Here is a 17,759-nt window from a genome sequence, read left to right as displayed (position 1 = left end):
GACGTAGTGTACGCTTTGCCAGCACAACAGAACGAAAACGGCCCACCGGATAGGCGGGCCGTTTTTTGAGCGATTACTGACTCAAACCTGACGCACGGCTCCTTTGGCCGCACTTGTAGTCAGCTTGGCATAGGCCTTCAACGCTGTGGACACTTTGCGTTTGCGCGGTGCGGCGGGTTCCCAGCCTTTCTCGTCTTGCTCGGCGCGGCGGGTCGCCAGTTCTTCGTCCGAGACCGCCAGATGGATCGAGCGTTTGGGGATGTCGATCTCGATCTTGTCGCCCTGACGTACCAAGCCGATGACACCACCCTCGGCCGCCTCAGGCGAGACGTGGCCAATCGACAGGCCCGAGGTGCCGCCCGAGAACCGACCGTCGGTCAGCAAGGCGCAGGCTTTGCCCAGACCTTTGGATTTCAGATACGAGGTCGGGTAGAGCATTTCCTGCATCCCCGGCCCACCGCGCGGGCCCTCATAGCGGATGACGACCACGTCGCCCTCTTTCACCTTGCCGGTCAGGATGTCGTTCACCGCCTGATCCTGGCTTTCGCAAACATAGGCCGAGCCGGTGAAGGTCAGGCTGGCCGGGTCCACACCGGCGGTTTTCACGATGCAGCCGTCGCGCGCGATATTGCCGAACAGAACGGCCAGACCGCCATCCTGACTGAATGCGTGCTCCTTGGAGCGGATCACGCCGCCTTCGCGGTCGGTGTCCAGCTCTTTGTAGCGGTTCGACTGGCTGAACGCCTGCGTGGTGCGCACGCCACCCGGCGCGGCCTTGAACAGATCCTGCGCCTTGGGGTTGTTGGCGACCTTGATGTCCCAGTTGGCAATCGCTTCGCCCATGGTGCCGGAATGCACGGTGCTGCACCCCTCGTGCAGCAGACCGGCGCGGCTGAGTTCGCCGAGGATCGAGAAGATGCCACCGGCGCGGTGAACGTCCTCCATATGCACATTCTCGGTGTTGGGCGCGACCTTACACAGGCACGGCACTTTCCGGCTGAGACGGTCCATGTCGGACATGTCGAAATCCACGCCGCCCTCATGCGCGATGGCCAGCAGGTGCAGCACGGTGTTGGTCGAGCCACCCATGGCGATGTCCAGCGACATGGCGTTTTCGAACGCATCAAACGTGGCGATTTCGCGGGGCAGGAAGCCTTTTTCGTCCAAGTCGTAGTGCCGTTTGGTGATCTCGACGATGCGGCGACCGGCCTCAAGAAACAGCTCTTTGCGGTCCGAATGGGTGGCCAGCGTGGACCCGTTGCCCGGCAGCGCCAGACCCAGCGCCTCGGCCAGACAGTTCATCGAGTTCGCGGTGAACATGCCCGAGCATGACCCGCAGGTGGGGCAGGCGTTTTCCTCGATATGCTGAACCTGTTCATCGGTGAACTTGTCATCGGCGGCAGCAACCATGGCATCCACAAGGTCGATTTTCTTGGCGTCCAGATCGGCGATGTCGATCTTGCCCGCCTCCATCGGCCCGCCCGAGACAAAGATCGCAGGGATGTTCAGGCGCATGGCGGCCATCAGCATACCCGGCGTGATCTTGTCACAGTTCGAGATACAGACCATCGCATCGGCGCAGTGTGCGTTGACCATATATTCGACGGAATCGGCGATCACCTCGCGCGAGGGCAGCGAATACAGCATCCCGTCATGGCCCATGGCGATGCCGTCATCCACGGCGATCGTGTTGAATTCCTTGGCGACACCTCCGGCCTTTTCAACCTCGCGCGCGACCATCTGGCCAAGGTCTTTCAGGTGGACGTGACCGGGCACGAATTGCGTAAACGAATTGACGATGGCGATGATCGGTTTGCCGAAATCGTCATCCCCCATGCCGGTTGCGCGCCACAGGCCGCGGGCGCCGGCCATGTTACGGCCATGAGTAGAGGTTCTGGATCGGTAGAGTGGCATGACGCTGTTTCCCTATTGCCTCGGGTTGCATGTCTTGGGGTTCGTACGTTATAGCGCACGTATCACATGTGCGCTATAACGCACAAGAGGATTCGAAAGACGAGCGATATGGCACCGGACGACATTACGCTGAAATTACGGGATGTGCGCGCGGCCTCGGGGCTGAGCCTGTCCAAGGTGGCCGAGATGACGGGCGTCAGCAAAGCCATGCTGGGCCAGATCGAGCGCGGCGAATCCAGCCCGACCATCGCGACCCTGTGGAAGATCGCCAAAGGGTTTCAGTTGCCGCTCAGCGCGCTGATAGGATCGTCGGTTTTGCGTGACCCAACGGATGAAAGCCTGTTTCGAACCGTGACTTTCCCCGGCAGCATCGAGGTCAAGATCGTCTTTCCCTATGATCCCGCGCTGGGGGCCGAAACCTTCCATGTCGACCTGGCCCCAAACCAGAGCCACGAATCCGCCGCCCACGCCGCAGGCGTAACCGAAGAGGTGTTCGTGCTGAACGGATCGCTAGAGATTCTGCGCGATGGCGAATGGGTGCCTTTGCAATCCGGGCAAGGGCTGCGCTTTGCCGCCGATTTGCCGCATGGCTATCGCGCTGGGCCGCAGGGTGCCGCCTTTCTGAACATGCACCACTATGGTCAGGCCGGTTAAGCAGCCCGCTGCCCCCATCCAGTCTTGAACCTGCACCCCTGCGCGTATAGGGAAAACCCAAGCTCGCTTAGGGGAGGCTTTGATGCAGGACGATCCGAAAACCCTCGTTTCTACCGACTGGCTTGCGGCCCATATGAAAGACCCGGACCTGCGGGTTCTGGATGGGTCGTGGTATCTGCCTGCGCAGAACCGCGATGCCAAGGCCGAATATGACGCGGCCCACATCCCCGGTGCGCGGTTCTTTGATATTGATGAGATTTCCGACCGCCGCTCGGACCTGCCGCATATGGCGCCCCCGGTTGAAAAGTTCATGTCGCGGATGCGGGCCATGGGTGTGGGCGACGGCCATCAGGTTGTGGTCTATGACGGCGCCGGGCTGATGTCCGCGGCGCGGGTCTGGTGGCTGTTCCGCCTGATGGGGCAGGAGAACGTGGCCGTGCTGGACGGTGGCTTTCCCAAATGGCAGGCCGAGGGCCGCGAGATCGAAGACCTGCCCCCCGTGATCCGTGACCGCCACATGACTGTGCGCGTGCAGAACCATCTGGTGCGGGACGTGACGCAGGTCTCGGCCGCTGCCAAGCTGAATGACCACGAAATCATCGACGCCCGCGCGGCTGCGCGCTTTGCAGGCACTGCGCCCGAACCGCGCGAGGGGTTGCGCTCGGGCCATATTCCGGGGTCGCGCAACGTGCCTTTTGGCGAATTGCTGAACAAAAACGGCACGATGAAATCGCCCGAGGAGTGCCGCACCATGTTCGAAGCTGCTGGCGTTGACCTGACAAAACCCGCGATCACCACTTGCGGGTCGGGCGTGACCGCCGCGATCCTCAGCCTGGCGCTGGAACGCTTGGGCAAGAAAGACCATTCGCTTTATGACGGATCCTGGGCTGAATGGGGTGCCTTCCCGACCCTGCCCGTCGCAACCGGAGAGAACTGATGTTCGAGAACCTCAAACCGCAGCCCGCCGATAAAATCCTGGCGCTGATGCAGATGTATCGCGACGACCCGCGCGATCAAAAGATCGACCTGGGTGTGGGCGTCTACAAGAATGCCGAAGGCGTGACCCCGGTGATGCGTGCCGTCAAAGCTGCCGAAAAGCGCATTCTGGAAGAGCAGGAGAGCAAAGCCTATACCGGTCTGGCTGGTGATCCGGCCTATGCCGATGCGATGATCGGCCTGATCCTTGGCGACGCCGTGCAGCGCGGCAATATCGCCGCCGTTGCGACCCCCGGCGGTACCGGGGCCTGTCGGCAAGCCTTCGAGATGATCCGCATGGCCAACCCTGAGGCCCGCGTTTTTGTGTCGAACCCCACATGGCCGAACCATCTGTCGATCCTGAACTATCTGGGCATCGAAACCGTACCCTATCGGTACTTCGACGGTGAGACCCGTGGCGTTGATTTCGACGGTATGATCGCCGATCTGAAGACCGCCAAAGCAGGCGACGTCGTGCTGCTGCATGGCTGCTGCCACAACCCGACCGGGGCCAACCTGAACATGGTCCAGTGGCAAGAGGTGGTGAACGTTATCAACGAGCTGGGCCTCGTGGCGATGGTCGACATTGCCTATCAGGGCTTTGGTGACGGGCTTGAGGAAGACGCGCAGGCAACCCGTCTGGTAGCCTCATCCGTCAAGCGTTGCCTGATCGCGGCGTCGTGCTCCAAGAATTTCGGCGTTTATCGCGAACGGACTGGCTTGCTGATGGCGATCAGTGATGATGCGGCGCAGACGGCGCTGAACCAGTCGACGCTGGCCTTCCTGAACCGTCAGAACTATTCCTTCCCGCCCGACCACGGCGCGCGGGTTGTGACCACAATCCTGAATGACGACGCCCTGCGCGCCGACTGGGCGGCCGAGCTGGAAGAGGTCCGCCTGTCCATGCTGGGCCTGCGTCAGCAACTGGCCGACGAATTGCAGCGCCTGAGCGGGTCAGACCGCTTTGGTTTTATCGCCCAGCACCGCGGCATGTTCTCGCGTCTGGGTGCAGCACCTGAATTGGTCGAGCAACTGCGCAACGATCACGGGATCTATATGGTGGGAGACAGCCGTTTGAATATCGCTGGTCTGAACGCCAACACGGTTCCGATTCTGGCCAAGGCGATTGTCGACGTCGGCGTTTAAGCCTATCTGGTTAACACATCAAAGCCGCGCCCTAGGGCGCGGCTTTTTTCATGCCTGTATGATCCAAAAAAAGCCGGACGCGAACGCCCGGCTTTGGTTTGGGTATCTCGGGGATATTAACCCTTCGAGAATTCCGGGTAGGCTTCCATGCCCAGCTCGGCCATGTCGAGACCGTTGATCTCGTCTTCTTCACTGACACGGATGCCAAGGGTGGTCTTTAGGATGACCCACAGGATCAGCGCGCCGACAAAGGTGAACACACCGTAGGCCGCGATACCCAGCAGCTGAGTGCCCAACGAGGCCTCACCATAGAAGACCACGGCGATGGTGCCCCAGATACCGGCGAACAGGTGAACCGGGATCGCACCGACAACGTCGTCCAGCTTGAACTTGTCCAGCATCGGAACCGCGAAGACCACGATGACACCGCCCACAGCACCGATCCACAGCGCACCGAACAGGGTCGGGGCCAGAGGTTCAGCGGTGATCGACACCAGACCGGCCAGCGCGCCGTTCAGCACCATGGTCAAGTCAGGCTTTTTGTACAGCAGTTGCGTCAGGATCAGCGCGGCTACGGCACCGGATGCAGCGGCCATGTTGGTGTTGGCAAAGATGCGCGACACGTCGGAAACGTCACCCACGGTGCCCATCGCCAGCTGCGAGCCGCCGTTGAAGCCGAACCAACCCAGCCACAGGATGAACGTACCCAGGGTTGCCAACGCCAGGTTCGAACCGGGCATCGGGTGAACGCGGCCGTCTTTGTACTTGCCGATACGCGGGCCCAGTACGATCACGCCTGCCAGAGCAGCCCAGCCACCGACCGAGTGCACAACGGTCGAACCAGCGAAGTCCGAGAAGCCAGCTTCAGACAGCCAGCCGCCGCCCCACTGCCACGAACCAGAGATCGGGTACATGATGCCCGTCAGCACAACGACGAAGATCAGGAAGGGCCACAGCTTGATACGCTCGGCCACTGCACCTGACACGATCGAGGCCGTTGCGGCAACGAAGACCAGCTGGAAGAAGAAGTCCGACCCAATCGACGCATAATCCAGCGCCGCATCCGCAGACGCAATGCCAACCGGATCAAGAACGGTCTGACCACCAAGGGCGAAGAAGCCGTTAAAGTCGCCGGGATACATCGTGTTGAAGCCAACCAGCCAATACATGATCGCCGCAATCGAAAACAGCGCGATGTTCTTGATCATCTGCATCGCCACGTTCTTGGAACGCACAAGGCCACCTTCCAACATGGCAAATCCGGCCGCCATGAAGAAGACCAGGAAACCGGCCATCAGGAACAGCAGAGTGGTGAAGATATAGCCCACGTCCTCCATCGACGAAGGCGGGTCATTAGCGAAGGCAGCCGCAGGAAAGGCGACCAGCACAGCGGCTGTGGTGAGAATTCGGTTTAGTTTCATCTGATATCTGTCCTTTTACGGATGGGGGCGCCTTACAGCGCCTCTTCGTTCGTTTCCCCGGTCCGCACGCGCAGGGCCTGCTCGACATCAAGGACGAAAATCTTGCCGTCGCCGATCTTGCCGGTCTTGGCGGTTTTGGTGATGGTTTCGACGATCTGGTCGGCCATCGTGGCGGGCACCACGATTTCCAGCTTGATCTTGGGTACGAAGTTCACGGCGTATTCGGCGCCACGGTAAATCTCGGTGTGACCGGACTGCGAGCCGAAGCCCTTGATTTCGGTCACCATCATGCCGCGCACGCCGGCCTCGGTCAGTGCTTCGCGCACCTCCTCCAGCTTGAACGGCTTGATTGTCGCAATGATCAGTTTCACGTTGATCCCCTCTGCTACCCGGTCTGTCCGGCTTGTTTGCACTCGCAGCAAAAAAGCCTGACTGGCCGCGTTTAGAAACGCCGATAGCAGCCAGACGCTGGGGAAATTTGCGGCGAGGTGCACAATTTTTGCACAAAATGAAGACAATGCCTAATAAATGTGCAAAATAAGGAAGCGATTTACCTGAAATTCAGACCTCAACTTCATTGGTCGGGCAAGGTATGGTGGCTCAAAACGATAACCGGGCAGAGTTCGGAAATGACAGATTCCAGGCGTCGCAAATCCCCTTTGGTTGCGGACAAAAGATACCCGTCCAAGGGTCGTAAACCCAAGGCGACCAAGCGCACCGCGAAACCTGCGGGCAAGAAGGCTGTCGCACGCAAGACAACCACCCGAAAGTCCACCCGTAAGAAAACACGTAAGAAATCAGGTGGCAAAGGGGGCGGGATTTTCCGCCGCATGTTCCGTTGGCTCTGGCGTATGGTCTGGGGTGTGACCTGGCGCGTGGGGGCCGTGTGCGCGCTGTTGCTCGCGTTGGCGATCGGTGTTGTCTACACCTCACTGCCTGATGTTGATTCGCTGTTGGACGGACGCGCGCGGGGTTCCGTGACGATGCTGGACCGCGAAGGTAAGGTCTTTGCATGGCGCGGCGACCAATTCGGCGGCGTGATCACAGCAGATACCGTTTCACCGCATCTGAAACACGCGGTCATCGCAACCGAGGATAAACGGTTCTACCGTCATTTTGGTGTCAGCCCCCGTGGTGTGGCAAGTGCCGTGCGTATAAACCTTAGCGAGGGACGGGGGCCGCTGTCGGGCCATGGTGGCTCGACCATCACGCAGCAGACGGCCAAGTTGCTGTGTCTGGGTGTGCCCTATGATCCGGCCGAGTGGGAGTCAGAGGCCGCATACGAGTCCGATTGCCGACAGGGCTCGCTTTGGCGCAAGGCGAAAGAGGCCGTCTATGCGATGGCGATGGAGGTGAAATACTCCAAGGACGAGATTCTGACGATCTACCTCAACCGTGCTTTCCTTGGCGCCGGAGCCCGCGGATTCGAAGCCGCCAGCCAGCGTTATTTCGGTATTTCAGCGGCCGAGGTTTCACCGTCCGAGGCGGCGATGCTGGCGGGCTTGCTGGTCGCCCCCACCCGCTATGCGCCGACCAACAACCTTCAACGATCGCAGGACCGGGCGCGGCTTGTTGTTGGTTTGATGGAGGATCAGGGATACCTGTCCACCGCGCAGGCCAGCGAGGCGCGCGCACGGCCCGCACAACTGTCCGAGGCCGCGGCTGCGCGCGCAGGCGGGTATTTCGCCGATTGGGTCATGGCCAGCGGACCCGAGTTCTTTACCCGCAACACCACTGAGGATGTGGTGATCCGCACAACTCTGGATCAGCGGCTGCAGAAGTCGGCGGAAGAAGCGTTGCAATATATCTTTCAGGAAAAGGTGCGTGAAGGATCCAAGGCGCAGGCGGCGATTGTCGTGATGTCCGCTGACGGGGCGGTGCGCGCGATGGTCGGCGGGCGTAAGACCCGCGTATCAGGCGCGTTCAACCGTGCCACGCAAGCGCTGCGACAGACCGGGTCATCGTTCAAGCCGTTCGTCTATGCCACGGCGCTGGAACTGGGCTATTCGCCGCTGGATACGGTGATGGACGAACCCTACTGCATCGATATTCCCGGTTCGGGACCATGGTGCCCCAAGAACTATACCAACAAGTTCTATGGCCGGGTGACATTGGCAGACGCGCTGATGAACTCGCTGAATATCCCGGCGGTGAAGGTGGCCGAAATATCGGGGCTTGAAAACGTACGCACTGTTGCCAGCGGGTTTGGCATCGCAAACGACCTGGCCGAGGGGCCAGCTCTGGCGCTGGGCGCGTCCGAGAGCACGCTGATCGAGATGACGGGCGCTTATGCGGGTATCCTGAACGGCGGTTCGTCGGTCGAGCCTTATGGCCTGACTGAACTGAAGCTGTTGGGCGATGAGACGCCCGTCATGGTGACGACAACTGGTATCGGCGAGCGTGTGATCAACGATAAGGCGGCCAAGCAGCTGACCTGGATGATGGAGCGTGTGGTGTCCGAAGGGACCGGCGGGCGCGCGAAACTGCCGGGCTGGCAGGTGGCAGGCAAGACAGGTACAACGCAGGCCGCTCGGGATGCGTGGTTTATCGGCTTCACGGCGGATTATGTGGCTGGTGTATGGATGGGGTATGATGACAACACACCCCTGTCCGGCGTTACCGGAGGTGGTCTGCCCGCCGAGATCTGGAAAGAGACAATGGTCCGCGTGACCGAGGGGATGACGCCCACACCGCTGCCGATGTTGGCACCGGACCCGCCCGTCAGGACCGCTCAGCCACAGCAACAGCGTCGTAAAAAGCAAACCGGTTTGGATCGGGCCATCAATAACCTGCTGAACAACATTTTCGGGAATTGACCGGCCAAAGAAAAAGGCGGCGCACCGGGCACCGCCTTTATTTGCCGTGGGCCGAGGGGATTAGACGCTTTCGTCCAGCGCCGCCAGAATCGCGTCACCCATCTCGGTGGTCGACACAGGCTGTACGCCCTCTTCGGCCAACAGGTCGGCAGTGCGGACACCATCGGCCAACACTTTTTCAATTGCGGCTTCCAGGCGATCCGCCTCATCCCCCTGATCAAAGCTATAGCGCAGCGCCATGGCAAAGCTGAGGATACAGGCAATCGGGTTGGCCTTGCCTTGACCCGCGATATCGGGAGCCGAGCCGTGGACGGGTTCGTACATTGCCTTTGGGCGGCCATTGGCCATCGGTGCACCCAGCGAAGCGGATGGCAACATCCCAAGTGAACCAGTCAGCATCGCTGCACAATCCGACAGGATATCGCCGAACAGGTTATCGGTGACGATCACGTCAAACTGCTTGGGCGCGCGCACCAGCTGCATAGCGCCGTTGTCAGCATACATGTGTGTCAGCTCGACTTCGGGGTAGTCCGCAGCCACACGGTCTACGACCTCGCGCCACAGGATGCCCGATTCCATCACGTTGGCTTTTTCCATCGAGCACAGCTTTTTGTTCCGGCGCATCGCCAGTTCAAAGGCCGAGCGCGCGGCGCGTTCGATTTCGGACTCGGTGTAACGCTGGGTGTTGATGCCCACGCGTTCGTTGCCTTCGTTGAAGATGCCGCGCGGTTCGCCGAAATAGACGCCCGAGGTCAGCTCGCGCACGATCATGATGTCCAGACCGGCCACGATATCTTTCTTCAGCGACGAGAAATCCGCCAGCGCGTCAAAGCACTGGGCCGGGCGCAGGTTCGAAAACAGGTCCATTTCCTTGCGCAGGCGCAGCAGGCCGCGTTCAGGTTTTACGCTGAAATCCAGATCATCGTATTTCGGGCCGCCCACGGCGCCCAGCAGAACCGCGTCCACCTCTTGTGCCTTGGCCATGGTTTCATCCGAAAGGGGCTTGCCATGCGCGTCATAGGCGGCACCGCCGACCAGATCCTCGCTCACGTCAAAGTGAAGGCCGCGCTTGTCGCCGAACCATCCGATGATTCTGCGCACTTCGGCCATAACTTCCGGGCCAATTCCGTCTCCGGGCAGGATGAGGAGCGAAGGGTTGGACATGAAGGATCTCCTTGCGTTTCGTCGCACAGGGCCTAGCGTCTGGACCCGAGCGGGTCAATGAGACGATCCAGCCAAATCACGAGGAAAACACATGTTAACACCGGGAAATCCTGTTCCAGGCCTGAAAATCGATACCGTCAGCCACGGAAGTTTCGATCTGGATGCCGATAAGGGTGAAAACGGCACGCTGGTGATTCAATATCGCGGGCTGCATTGCCCCATCTGCATCAAGCAAATGACCGAGGTTGAGGCCGCGCTGGACGATTTTGCCGCTCTGGGCGTCGAGGTGATCATGGTGACCACGGATACTGCTGAACGGGCTGCGGAAACTGCCGAAAAAGCGGGGGTGTCGCGTCTGCGTGTGGGTCACAGCCTGCCTTTGGCCGCTGCGCGTGAGGATTGGGGGCTGCAAATCTCAACCGCGCGCGAGGGCAGTACCGAGCCCGCGATGTTCGCCGAACCCGGCCATTTCTATATCGGGACAGACAGGACGTTGTACTATGCGTGGCAGCAGACAACGCCGTTTGGCCGCCCGGCCATTTCTGATATCGTCGGCGGCCTGAAATTCACGTTAGGCAATGATTATCCGCCGCGTGGCACCTATACCGGCCCGCTCTGATTGAATTCTGTGACACAGCCCGGATATCTGCTGGTCCGGGCTGATACCCTGTGCAGGGTTTGTATTCCTGCTGATGCCGCTTTTTGAGCCTCTATGGCTGGGCCAGATCGACCCATACCAAACGGTGGCGACTGGCTGCTTGCGCCTCTTTTCGCAAGCCTGTGTCTGTGTCGGGCCAATGAATGCCCGCGTCCACCACGCGCAAATGCGTCGAAGGCAGAACGTAGTCGACCCGCATTTCCCCAACTGATTTCCAACTGACCGTGGCCGTGTTGCCGGTTGGGTCCGCAGGCTCGGGGTCTTGCAGACGTTGGTCTTCTAACAGCATGCGAATGGCCTCTTTGCGCCCTTGGCCCCGTGACGGGTCCAGATTTGCGTCTCCGGCAATGACGAAAGCCGCATGGGGCGGTGTGCCGATCCGATCGTTTAAAAGGGCAAGCCACAACAGGATTTCATCTTTGTTGCGCAGGCCATTGCGGTCTTCAGGCCCGTCGAACACCGGTGGCGCCGCGTGGAAGGTTAGCAGGTCCAATGGCCCAAAGGGCGTTTCGATCGGAACAACCCAATGCCCGACGGAAGACAAGCGCTGAACGCGGTGCGCCGCGTCGGATGGGAAGGGGGCACCATCCTTGACCGGTAGCTGCGCATCGGGCGCATTGCGCCACAGCAATGGCGCGAAATCCTGAACGCCTTCACGCACAATGGGATAGCGGGACAGAACGACCATGCCCGCCTGACCAGTAAAGCGACCCCAACCCTGAGCGTCCCCTGGACCATGTGTGCGACCGTCGCCATCCAGATCCAGATCGGTTTCCAAACCTGCGTTTGGTTGCGCGGAAAAGTGGTGCAGGTAGTCCAGCCCAGCCAAGCGCAGCTCGGACTTCAGAGCAGCAAGCACTTCGCCATTCAGGTCCCAATCGACACCCTGTAGCGCAACGATATCAGGGCGGGTCCGCGTCAGAACCGCGACCACGGCCTGTACCTGCGGATCGCCGCGCCGAATATCGCGCAGCAGCAGGCCCGGGCCGTCACGGCTGAGTTCGGTGTTGAATGAGGCTACACGGATGGTTTCTGCCTGCGCCGCAAAGGGCAGCAGCAGCAAAAGCAAGACGCGGATCATGCGGTCTGTGTGGACTCGGTTGTTGAATATGCGCGGCGCTTTTCGACGATCAGGTTCGCAATGCGCAGGGTGGCCATACCGCGCATGATCATACTGGCCGGCAGGAAGGCCCAGGCGCTCATGGTCCAGATCAGCGTCTGCGGGTTGCTGAGCGAGATCGGATTCGCATAGTCGGTCAGCAGTTTGATCAGCGCCGGTATCAGGAAGGGCAGCAACACTCCGATCGAGATATTCAGACGACCGTCTCGCTGCAGGCGGGTGACGACGTCTCCGCCTTTTGTGGGGTCGAACAGTGGTAGGTTGGTCCACACATTGAACGCGCCATTGCCTGTAGGCCACCCGCGCAGTTTGACCGCATATGCAAAGCTGCCGATCGTGGCCAGCGCAGCCACATACGCAACGCTGGCTGAAATGCGAACCAGTTCGGTCAGTGGAATGCTTGCGTCAACGGGTAGCATAAGAACGATCAGCCGAACGGGCGAATACGGGAAATCGACGACATTCGCGACACCAACGCCTATCGTGTAGAATACCTCGGTCAGAGCGGTCGGCGCGTAGGCATTCTTGCAGATCAGCGTCAGGAACATGATCATCGATACAAGTCCGACGAACCTCAGGCGGTTTACAGGCGGCGCATCTCGGAATTCGATAAAGCTGGGAAAGGCCGAGTTATATTCGGCAAACGTCAGGAAAAACGCGAGAATGGCGAGAAACACGACGATCTCGGTCCCATTCGTTGACGATACGGGCAGATACAACGCGGGGGTCAGCACCATCAGTGCAACCAATATCCCCCGAATTGCCGCCCCTGTTGTGCGCGCAATCACTATCCGAACCCTTTCAAACTGGATAGGCCGATTCTTTGCCGACTTCTTTCCAACTTGTGCCCGCCGTTGATTATTTTGACGGATGCCTCTTTAGCGCCAACACTGGCCCCCTAAGGCACTTCGCTCAAGCCAAGGTGCAGAAAACACGCCATTTTGGGCAAAAAGATGGCAAAACTGGTGCGGGTTTGCATCATTCGTGTCGCAAATCCGACGCGGTATTTAAGACGCCCGCAATATGTTGTGGTCGCGTTAGTCTCGACCCCAAGAATGCGAAAGGGGCCGCTGACGCGACCCCAATAAGTTGAGTGTTTGCAGAATCGAAAGAATCAGACCCAGGGGCGGGCCTGGCTTGCGTGATCCTCGAACTTGTCGATGTGGTGATCTTTCTCCATGGTCAGGCCAATATCGTCCAAACCGTTCAGCAGGCAGTGCTTGCGGTGAGGGTCAATGTCAAATTCGATCTCGACGCCGTCCGAGGTCGTGATCTTCTGATCTTCCAGATGCACGGTCATGCGGGCATTCTCGCCCTTATGCGCGTCATCCATCAGGATCGCATGGTGTTCTTCTTCAACCACGATGGGCAGGATGCCGTTCTTGAAACAGTTGTTAAAGAAGATGTCGGCGAAGCTGGTCGAGATCACCACCTTGATGCCGAAATCCTTGATCGCCCAGGGCGCGTGTTCGCGCGAGGAACCGCAGCCGAAATTGTCGCCGGCCACCAGAATCTCGGTCTGGCGATAGGCGGGTTTGTTGAGAACGAAATCCTCGTTCTCGCCGCCATCGTCGTGATAGCGCATCTCGTCAAACAGCACGACGCCAAGGCCGGACCGTTTGATCGTTTTCAGGTGCACTTTGGGGATGATCATATCGGTGTCGATATTGATCAGCGGCATTGGGGCGGCCACCCCGTGGACTTTTTCGAACTTTTCCATCTCTACACTCCTGCAGGGGAGGGCCGCGCCCGTACCCTGCTTTTAAGCTTGTTTCGCTTCTGTGGTTTCGTCAGGTGATAGGGTGGCGTCGGGGTTGTTCTTGACGAAGAACGCCATGAAGACCAGACCAAGCCCGTTGAACAGCATCTCGATCCCCAGCAGAATGCCCAGCAACTGGAACAGTACCGCAGGGTCGGTGGCAGCAAAACGCCAGATCAGGACAGCCAGAACAATCGACATCACGCCCGAGATCAGCGTTGCCCAGAAATACTGTGTGCCACGCATCTGGAACGACAGGATAACCCGGGCGATACCGCCAGCCAGAAACAGGATCAGGCAGACGGTTGCCAATGTCAGCGTACCCTCAAGTGGATGCATCCAGAAGGACCATCCAAGGAACACCATCACCACACCCATGATAAGCGAAAGGATCTTGTTACCGGTGCCTTCGACCGTAAAGCCGCCGACAATCTGCAACACACCCGAAATCAGCAGCAACACACCGGTTACCACCGTTACTGCAATAGACGCCACCGCAGGCGCGCCCAGCACAAAGATGCCAAACGCGATGGACAGAAGCCCCAACAGCAGCCATTTGATCCAGTCACTCATTTGTTCAATCCCTCAAATATCTAGATATGAGGGTACCTTACATCAATTCGCGGACGTCTGTCAGCCGTCCTGTGAGTGCCGCGGCGGCAGCCATTGCCGGGCTTAGCAGGTGGGTCCGACCTCCGCGGCCCTGACGCCCCTCGAAGTTACGGTTCGAGGTCGCAGCACAGCGCTCGCCCGGTTGCAACTGGTCAGGGTTCATCGCCAGACACATGGAGCATCCCGCCAGACGCCATTCGAAACCGGCCTCTTTGAAGATATCTGCCAGACCTTCTTCTTCGGCCTGCAAACGCACAAGGCCCGAGCCGGGCACGACCATGGCGCGCATGCCGTCCTTGACCTTTTTGCCCTTGAGGATTTCGGCCGCGGCGCGCAGATCCTCGATCCGACCGTTGGTGCAGGAGCCGATAAAGACGGTGTCGATTTCCACATCGCTCAGCTTTTGACCGGCTTCCAGACCCATATACTCGATCGAGCGGCGGGCCGCGTCGACCTTGCCACCTTCGAAATCTTCGGGGTTCGGCACGGTTGCGGTGATCGGCAGCACGTCTTCGGGGCTGGTGCCCCAGGTGACGACGGGCGCGATATCTTCACCGCGCAGGGTGATGACCTTGTCGAAATGCGCACCTTCGTCGGTATAGAGCGTTTTCCACCAGTCCATCGCGGCTTCCCATTGCGCGCCTTTCGGGGCGTGGGGGCGGCCTTTGACATATTCGAACGTGGTCTCGTCGGGGGCGATCAGGCCCGCGCGGGCGCCGCCTTCGATGGCCATGTTACAGACGGTCATGCGGCCTTCCATCGACAGATCGCGGATCGCTTCACCGCAATATTCGATGACATAGCCGGTGCCGCCAGCGGTACCGGTCTCACCGATCACGGCCAGAGTGATATCCTTGGCGGTCACGCCCGGCTGCAATTTGCCGGTGATTTCCACCTTCATGTTCTTGGATTTTTTCTGGATCAGGGTCTGCGTGGCCAGAACGTGCTCAACCTCAGAAGTCCCAATGCCGTGGGCCAGCGCGCCAAACGCGCCGTGGGTGGCGGTGTGGCTGTCGCCGCAAACCACGGTCATGCCGGGCAGGGTCCAGCCCTGTTCGGGGCCGACGATGTGGACGATGCCCTGGCGCACGTCATGCACCGGGTAGTAGTGAATGCCGAAATCCTTGGCGTTCTTATCCAGCGCTTCGACCTGAATGCGCGATTCCGGGTTCTCGATCCCGTTCACGCGGTCGGCGGTGGTGGGGACGTTGTGGTCCGGTACCGCGATGGTCTTTTCCGGCGCGCGCACTTTGCGGCCCGCCATACGCAGCCCTTCAAAGGCCTGCGGGCTGGTCACTTCGTGAACCAGGTGGCGGTCAATATACAGCAGGCAGGTGCCATCATCGGCTTCGTGCGCGACATGGGCATCCCAGATCTTGTCATAGAGTGTTTTGGGGGACATCGGTCCTCTCCCGTATGTAATGAGAAATGGCTGGCGAAATGGCTTAGGCCGCCGATAGGCGGGCCAGAACCGTGCGGGCAGCCCCATAGAACCGTTCGCGCAGGCGTGCGCGGTCTTCCAGGTTCTGAATTTGGGCTACAGTGAGTCTCATGGCGTCCAGATATATCGCGGCTTGCCGTCAATCAAGGTTCAAAACTGCGTCAGGCTTGCATCATGGGGCTGTGCTGTCCAAGCTGGGGGCATGAATCAAGACCTGATCCCCAGCTCGCTGTCGGACCTCTATGACAACATGGTCGCGGGCTTTTCCGTGCAATTCGAAAACCTTCTTGAACTGGTGGTCACGCCGGGCTGGCGTCAGCACCAGCTGGTGATCATTCTATTGCTATGGGCTTTGGCATTTGGCCTTAAGCTTTTCACGCAAGGCCGGTGGGACACGTGGGCGCGGGCGCGCACGGGGTGGCCCAAATGGCGTTTGCGCGTTTTAGTACAGCTGATGCAGCGCTTGACGCTGGTCTATTTCGTAGTGCTGTCCTGGGCACTGTATCTGGTCATGCAGCAGATCACATGGCCGTCCCGCAGCTATATCATTGGCGTTATCGCGACTTTGGCGACGGCGTGGTTGGCCATAGCGCTGGTGGCGCGACTGGTGCGCAACCGGACGCTGCGGCGGATCTTCAAATGGGCCATGTGGGTCTATGCAACGCTTGTCGCCCTGAATCTGACTGATGACGTGGCCGAGTTTTTGGACGGAGTCGCGATTTCTATCGGAGATCTGCATATCTCGGTGCTGGGGATCATCAAGGCGACGCTGTTGATCGGTGTTTTGCTGACGTTGGCGCGTGTGGGGACGCGCGCAGCCGAACGTGGTTTGAAAAACAACGATGACATTACGCCTTCCATGCAGGTTCTATTGGCCAAGGGCATTCAGGTGGTTCTGTATGGGGCGGTTTTCTTGGCAGCCATTCGAACGTTGGGCTTTGACCTGACCGGGATTGCACTGTTGTCCGGTGCCATCGGTGTGGGCATCGGGTTTGGGCTGCAAAAGGTGGTATCTAACCTGATCTCGGGGATCATCATCCTGATGGATCGTTCGATCAAGCCGGGCGATGTGATCTCGCTTGGCGATACGTTTGGGTGGATCAACGCTCTGGGCGCGCGTTATGTCTCGGTCGTGACGCGGGATGGGCGGGAATACCTGATCCCGAACGAAGATCTGATCACCAGTCAGGTCGTGAACTGGTCGCATTCCGACAAGTTCGTACGGCTGGATCTTGAGTTCGGTACCAGCTACGACGACGACCCGCACCAGGTACGTGCAACGGCCATCAAATCAGTAAAATCGGTAGGTCGGGTTCTGAGCGGCGGTCTACATGAACCAGTCTGCCATATTACCGGTTTCGGGGACAGCAGCGTCGACTATGTCCTGCGCTTTTGGATCAGCGACCCGACCAAAGGGCTGACGAACATCCGCGGCAATGTCTATCTGGCGCTGTGGGATGCGTTTAAAGCCGAGGGGATCACTCTGCCTTTCCCGCAGCGTGAAGTGCGACTTTTGTCCGACGCAGAGTAGCAACAGATCGCATTGGAGTGACCCCACGTTGCGCGGCGCTTCATTGAAATGTTGCATTCCCCTTGTTACCTTATTAGTACCCCGGCGCCGGGATTTGATGGCGTGCAGCAAAGGAGGACTATGTCCTGTCTCTACATACCCAGGCGGGTTTGCCCGCCGATGACGGGGCCAGCGTGATGGCCCACTCTCAGTCAATCAGCGACAAGCTGCTTGAGCGTATCCTTTCCTCACTTTCCGATGACAAGGCCGAAGACGTCGTGCAGATCAACCTGCAAGGTAAGTCTTCTGTTGCGGATCACATGGTGATTGCCTCGGGTCGGTCGACCCGTCAGGTGGCTGCCATGGCGGAAAAGCTGACGGATCGCATCAAGCAGGAATTCGGTTTCACCTCGAAAGTCGAAGGCAAGGATGCCGGCGACTGGGTGTTGATCGATACGGGCGACGTGATCGTCCATATCTTCCGCCCCGAAGTGCGCGAATTCTACCAGCTGGAAAAGATGTGGCTGCCTGCGGGCGGCAGCGCCTCGGCGAACTGAGGCGCCATCCCG

17 protein-coding genes are annotated in these 17,759 nt (G+C 59.4%); 7 read left to right on the top strand and 10 right to left on the bottom strand.

The features are described 5' to 3' along the window. Positions 1 to 81: 81 nt before the first annotated feature. A complete protein-coding gene (ilvD, locus tag J7380_RS10060) occupies positions 82 to 1,914 on the bottom strand; it encodes a dihydroxy-acid dehydratase (protein ID WP_209195598.1) in 1,833 nt (610 codons plus the stop codon). Between the two features lie 108 nt (positions 1,915 to 2,022). Between ilvD and J7380_RS10055 the strand changes: the two genes are divergently transcribed. From J7380_RS10055 to J7380_RS10045, 3 genes are all read left to right on the top strand, one after another. Continuing rightward, positions 2,023 to 2,568 carry an XRE family transcriptional regulator gene (locus J7380_RS10055; protein WP_209195597.1) on the top strand — a complete coding sequence of 182 codons (546 nt, stop codon included), beginning with the start codon at positions 2,023 to 2,025 and terminating at the stop codon, positions 2,566 to 2,568. An 82-nt stretch (positions 2,569 to 2,650) separates the two neighbouring features. After that, entirely contained in the window at positions 2,651 to 3,505 is an 855-nt protein-coding gene (sseA, locus tag J7380_RS10050) for a 3-mercaptopyruvate sulfurtransferase (RefSeq protein ID WP_209195596.1), read from the top strand. Then, positions 3,505 to 4,689 carry an amino acid aminotransferase gene (locus J7380_RS10045; RefSeq protein ID WP_209195595.1) on the top strand — a complete coding sequence of 395 codons (1,185 nt, stop codon included), beginning with the start codon at positions 3,505 to 3,507 and terminating at the stop codon, positions 4,687 to 4,689. Before sseA ends, J7380_RS10045 begins: the two co-directional genes overlap by 1 nt. A 116-nt stretch (positions 4,690 to 4,805) precedes the next feature. Here the strand turns inward: J7380_RS10045 and J7380_RS10040 are convergent, their stop codons facing one another. Both J7380_RS10040 and J7380_RS10035 read right to left on the bottom strand, forming a co-directional pair. Then, positions 4,806 to 6,110: an ammonium transporter gene (locus tag J7380_RS10040; protein ID WP_209195594.1), complete on the bottom strand. Its 1,305-nt coding sequence runs from the start codon at positions 6,108 to 6,110 to the stop codon at positions 4,806 to 4,808. A gap of 32 nt (positions 6,111 to 6,142) precedes the next feature. Continuing rightward, entirely contained in the window at positions 6,143 to 6,481 is a 339-nt protein-coding gene (locus J7380_RS10035) for a P-II family nitrogen regulator (RefSeq protein WP_058273036.1), read from the bottom strand. 258 nt (positions 6,482 to 6,739) lie between these two features. On the opposite strand from J7380_RS10035, the gene J7380_RS10030 reads away from it, so the two are divergent. Then, the gene (locus tag J7380_RS10030; RefSeq protein WP_209195593.1) at positions 6,740 to 8,926 is read left to right on the top strand and encodes a PBP1A family penicillin-binding protein; all 2,187 of its coding nucleotides are present in this window, start codon (positions 6,740 to 6,742) and stop codon (positions 8,924 to 8,926) included. 60 nt (positions 8,927 to 8,986) lie between these two features. Here J7380_RS10030 and leuB read toward each other — a convergent pair whose 3' ends face one another. Beyond that, positions 8,987 to 10,090, bottom strand: a complete 1,104-nt coding sequence (leuB, locus tag J7380_RS10025; protein WP_170755329.1) for a 3-isopropylmalate dehydrogenase — start codon at positions 10,088 to 10,090, stop codon at positions 8,987 to 8,989. Between the two features lie 91 nt (positions 10,091 to 10,181). Here leuB and J7380_RS10020 point away from each other — a divergent pair, with 91 nt between their 5' ends. Further along, a complete protein-coding gene (locus J7380_RS10020; protein WP_170755330.1) occupies positions 10,182 to 10,709 on the top strand; it encodes a redoxin domain-containing protein in 528 nt (175 codons plus the stop codon). A 91-nt stretch (positions 10,710 to 10,800) separates the two neighbouring features. On the opposite strand, the gene J7380_RS10015 is transcribed toward J7380_RS10020, so the two are convergent. The 6 genes from J7380_RS10015 to J7380_RS09990 form a co-directional block, all read right to left on the bottom strand. Beyond that, positions 10,801 to 11,829: an endonuclease/exonuclease/phosphatase family protein gene (locus J7380_RS10015; protein WP_209195592.1), complete on the bottom strand. Its 1,029-nt coding sequence runs from the start codon at positions 11,827 to 11,829 to the stop codon at positions 10,801 to 10,803. Beyond that, positions 11,826 to 12,605: a hypothetical protein gene (locus J7380_RS10010; RefSeq protein WP_247742473.1), complete on the bottom strand. Its 780-nt coding sequence runs from the start codon at positions 12,603 to 12,605 to the stop codon at positions 11,826 to 11,828. The genes J7380_RS10015 and J7380_RS10010 overlap by 4 nt, the downstream gene beginning before the upstream one ends. A 377-nt stretch (positions 12,606 to 12,982) precedes the next feature. After that, positions 12,983 to 13,588 carry a 3-isopropylmalate dehydratase small subunit gene (gene leuD, locus J7380_RS10005; protein ID WP_209195590.1) on the bottom strand — a complete coding sequence of 202 codons (606 nt, stop codon included), beginning with the start codon at positions 13,586 to 13,588 and terminating at the stop codon, positions 12,983 to 12,985. A gap of 42 nt (positions 13,589 to 13,630) precedes the next feature. Further along, a complete protein-coding gene (locus J7380_RS10000) occupies positions 13,631 to 14,200 on the bottom strand; it encodes a DUF308 domain-containing protein (protein WP_209195589.1) in 570 nt (189 codons plus the stop codon). Between the two features lie 37 nt (positions 14,201 to 14,237). Beyond that, positions 14,238 to 15,641: a 3-isopropylmalate dehydratase large subunit gene (gene leuC, locus J7380_RS09995; protein WP_209195588.1), complete on the bottom strand. Its 1,404-nt coding sequence runs from the start codon at positions 15,639 to 15,641 to the stop codon at positions 14,238 to 14,240. Between the two features lie 43 nt (positions 15,642 to 15,684). Then, positions 15,685 to 15,792 carry an isopropylmalate isomerase gene (locus tag J7380_RS09990; RefSeq protein ID WP_174819376.1) on the bottom strand — a complete coding sequence of 36 codons (108 nt, stop codon included), beginning with the start codon at positions 15,790 to 15,792 and terminating at the stop codon, positions 15,685 to 15,687. 90 nt (positions 15,793 to 15,882) lie between these two features. Here J7380_RS09990 and J7380_RS09985 point away from each other — a divergent pair, with 90 nt between their 5' ends. Beyond that, positions 15,883 to 17,211, top strand: a complete 1,329-nt coding sequence (locus J7380_RS09985) for a mechanosensitive ion channel domain-containing protein (RefSeq protein ID WP_209195587.1) — start codon at positions 15,883 to 15,885, stop codon at positions 17,209 to 17,211. A 176-nt stretch (positions 17,212 to 17,387) separates the two neighbouring features. Beyond that, positions 17,388 to 17,747, top strand: coding sequence for a ribosome silencing factor (gene rsfS / locus J7380_RS09980; RefSeq protein WP_170353820.1), 360 nt, complete (start codon positions 17,388 to 17,390; stop codon positions 17,745 to 17,747). Positions 17,748 to 17,759: the final 12 nt, after the last annotated feature.

The sequence above is a fragment of the Ruegeria sp. R8_1 genome (genome assembly GCF_017743815.1).
Taxonomy (GTDB): Bacteria; Pseudomonadota; Alphaproteobacteria; order Rhodobacterales; family Rhodobacteraceae; genus Ruegeria; species Ruegeria lacuscaerulensis_A.
The sequence above is the reverse complement of the archived record's forward strand: the minus strand, read 5'-3'. Positions and strand labels throughout refer to the sequence as shown.

Bases quoted from the DNA above. Each gene is read 5' to 3' on its own strand.
- ilvD (WP_209195598.1), bottom strand. From the start codon at position 1,914: ATGCCACTCTACCGATCCAGAACCTCTACTCATGGCCGTAACATGGCC.
- J7380_RS10055 (WP_209195597.1), top strand. From the start codon at position 2,023: ATGGCACCGGACGACATTACGCTGAAATTACGGGATGTGCGCGCGGCC.
- sseA (WP_209195596.1), top strand. From the start codon at position 2,651: ATGCAGGACGATCCGAAAACCCTCGTTTCTACCGACTGGCTTGCGGCC.
- J7380_RS10045 (WP_209195595.1), top strand. From the start codon at position 3,505: ATGTTCGAGAACCTCAAACCGCAGCCCGCCGATAAAATCCTGGCGCTG.
- J7380_RS10040 (WP_209195594.1), bottom strand. From the start codon at position 6,110: ATGAAACTAAACCGAATTCTCACCACAGCCGCTGTGCTGGTCGCCTTT.
- J7380_RS10030 (WP_209195593.1), top strand. From the start codon at position 6,740: ATGACAGATTCCAGGCGTCGCAAATCCCCTTTGGTTGCGGACAAAAGA.
- leuB (WP_170755329.1), bottom strand. From the start codon at position 10,090: ATGTCCAACCCTTCGCTCCTCATCCTGCCCGGAGACGGAATTGGCCCG.
- J7380_RS10020 (WP_170755330.1), top strand. From the start codon at position 10,182: ATGTTAACACCGGGAAATCCTGTTCCAGGCCTGAAAATCGATACCGTC.
- J7380_RS10015 (WP_209195592.1), bottom strand. From the start codon at position 11,829: ATGATCCGCGTCTTGCTTTTGCTGCTGCTGCCCTTTGCGGCGCAGGCA.
- J7380_RS10010 (WP_247742473.1), bottom strand. From the start codon at position 12,605: ATGGTGCTGACCCCCGCGTTGTATCTGCCCGTATCGTCAACGAATGGG.
- leuD (WP_209195590.1), bottom strand. From the start codon at position 13,588: ATGGAAAAGTTCGAAAAAGTCCACGGGGTGGCCGCCCCAATGCCGCTG.
- J7380_RS10000 (WP_209195589.1), bottom strand. From the start codon at position 14,200: ATGAGTGACTGGATCAAATGGCTGCTGTTGGGGCTTCTGTCCATCGCG.
- leuC (WP_209195588.1), bottom strand. From the start codon at position 15,641: ATGTCCCCCAAAACACTCTATGACAAGATCTGGGATGCCCATGTCGCG.
- J7380_RS09990 (WP_174819376.1), bottom strand. From the start codon at position 15,792: ATGAGACTCACTGTAGCCCAAATTCAGAACCTGGAAGACCGCGCACGC.
- J7380_RS09985 (WP_209195587.1), top strand. From the start codon at position 15,883: ATGAATCAAGACCTGATCCCCAGCTCGCTGTCGGACCTCTATGACAAC.
- rsfS (WP_170353820.1), top strand. From the start codon at position 17,388: ATGGCCCACTCTCAGTCAATCAGCGACAAGCTGCTTGAGCGTATCCTT.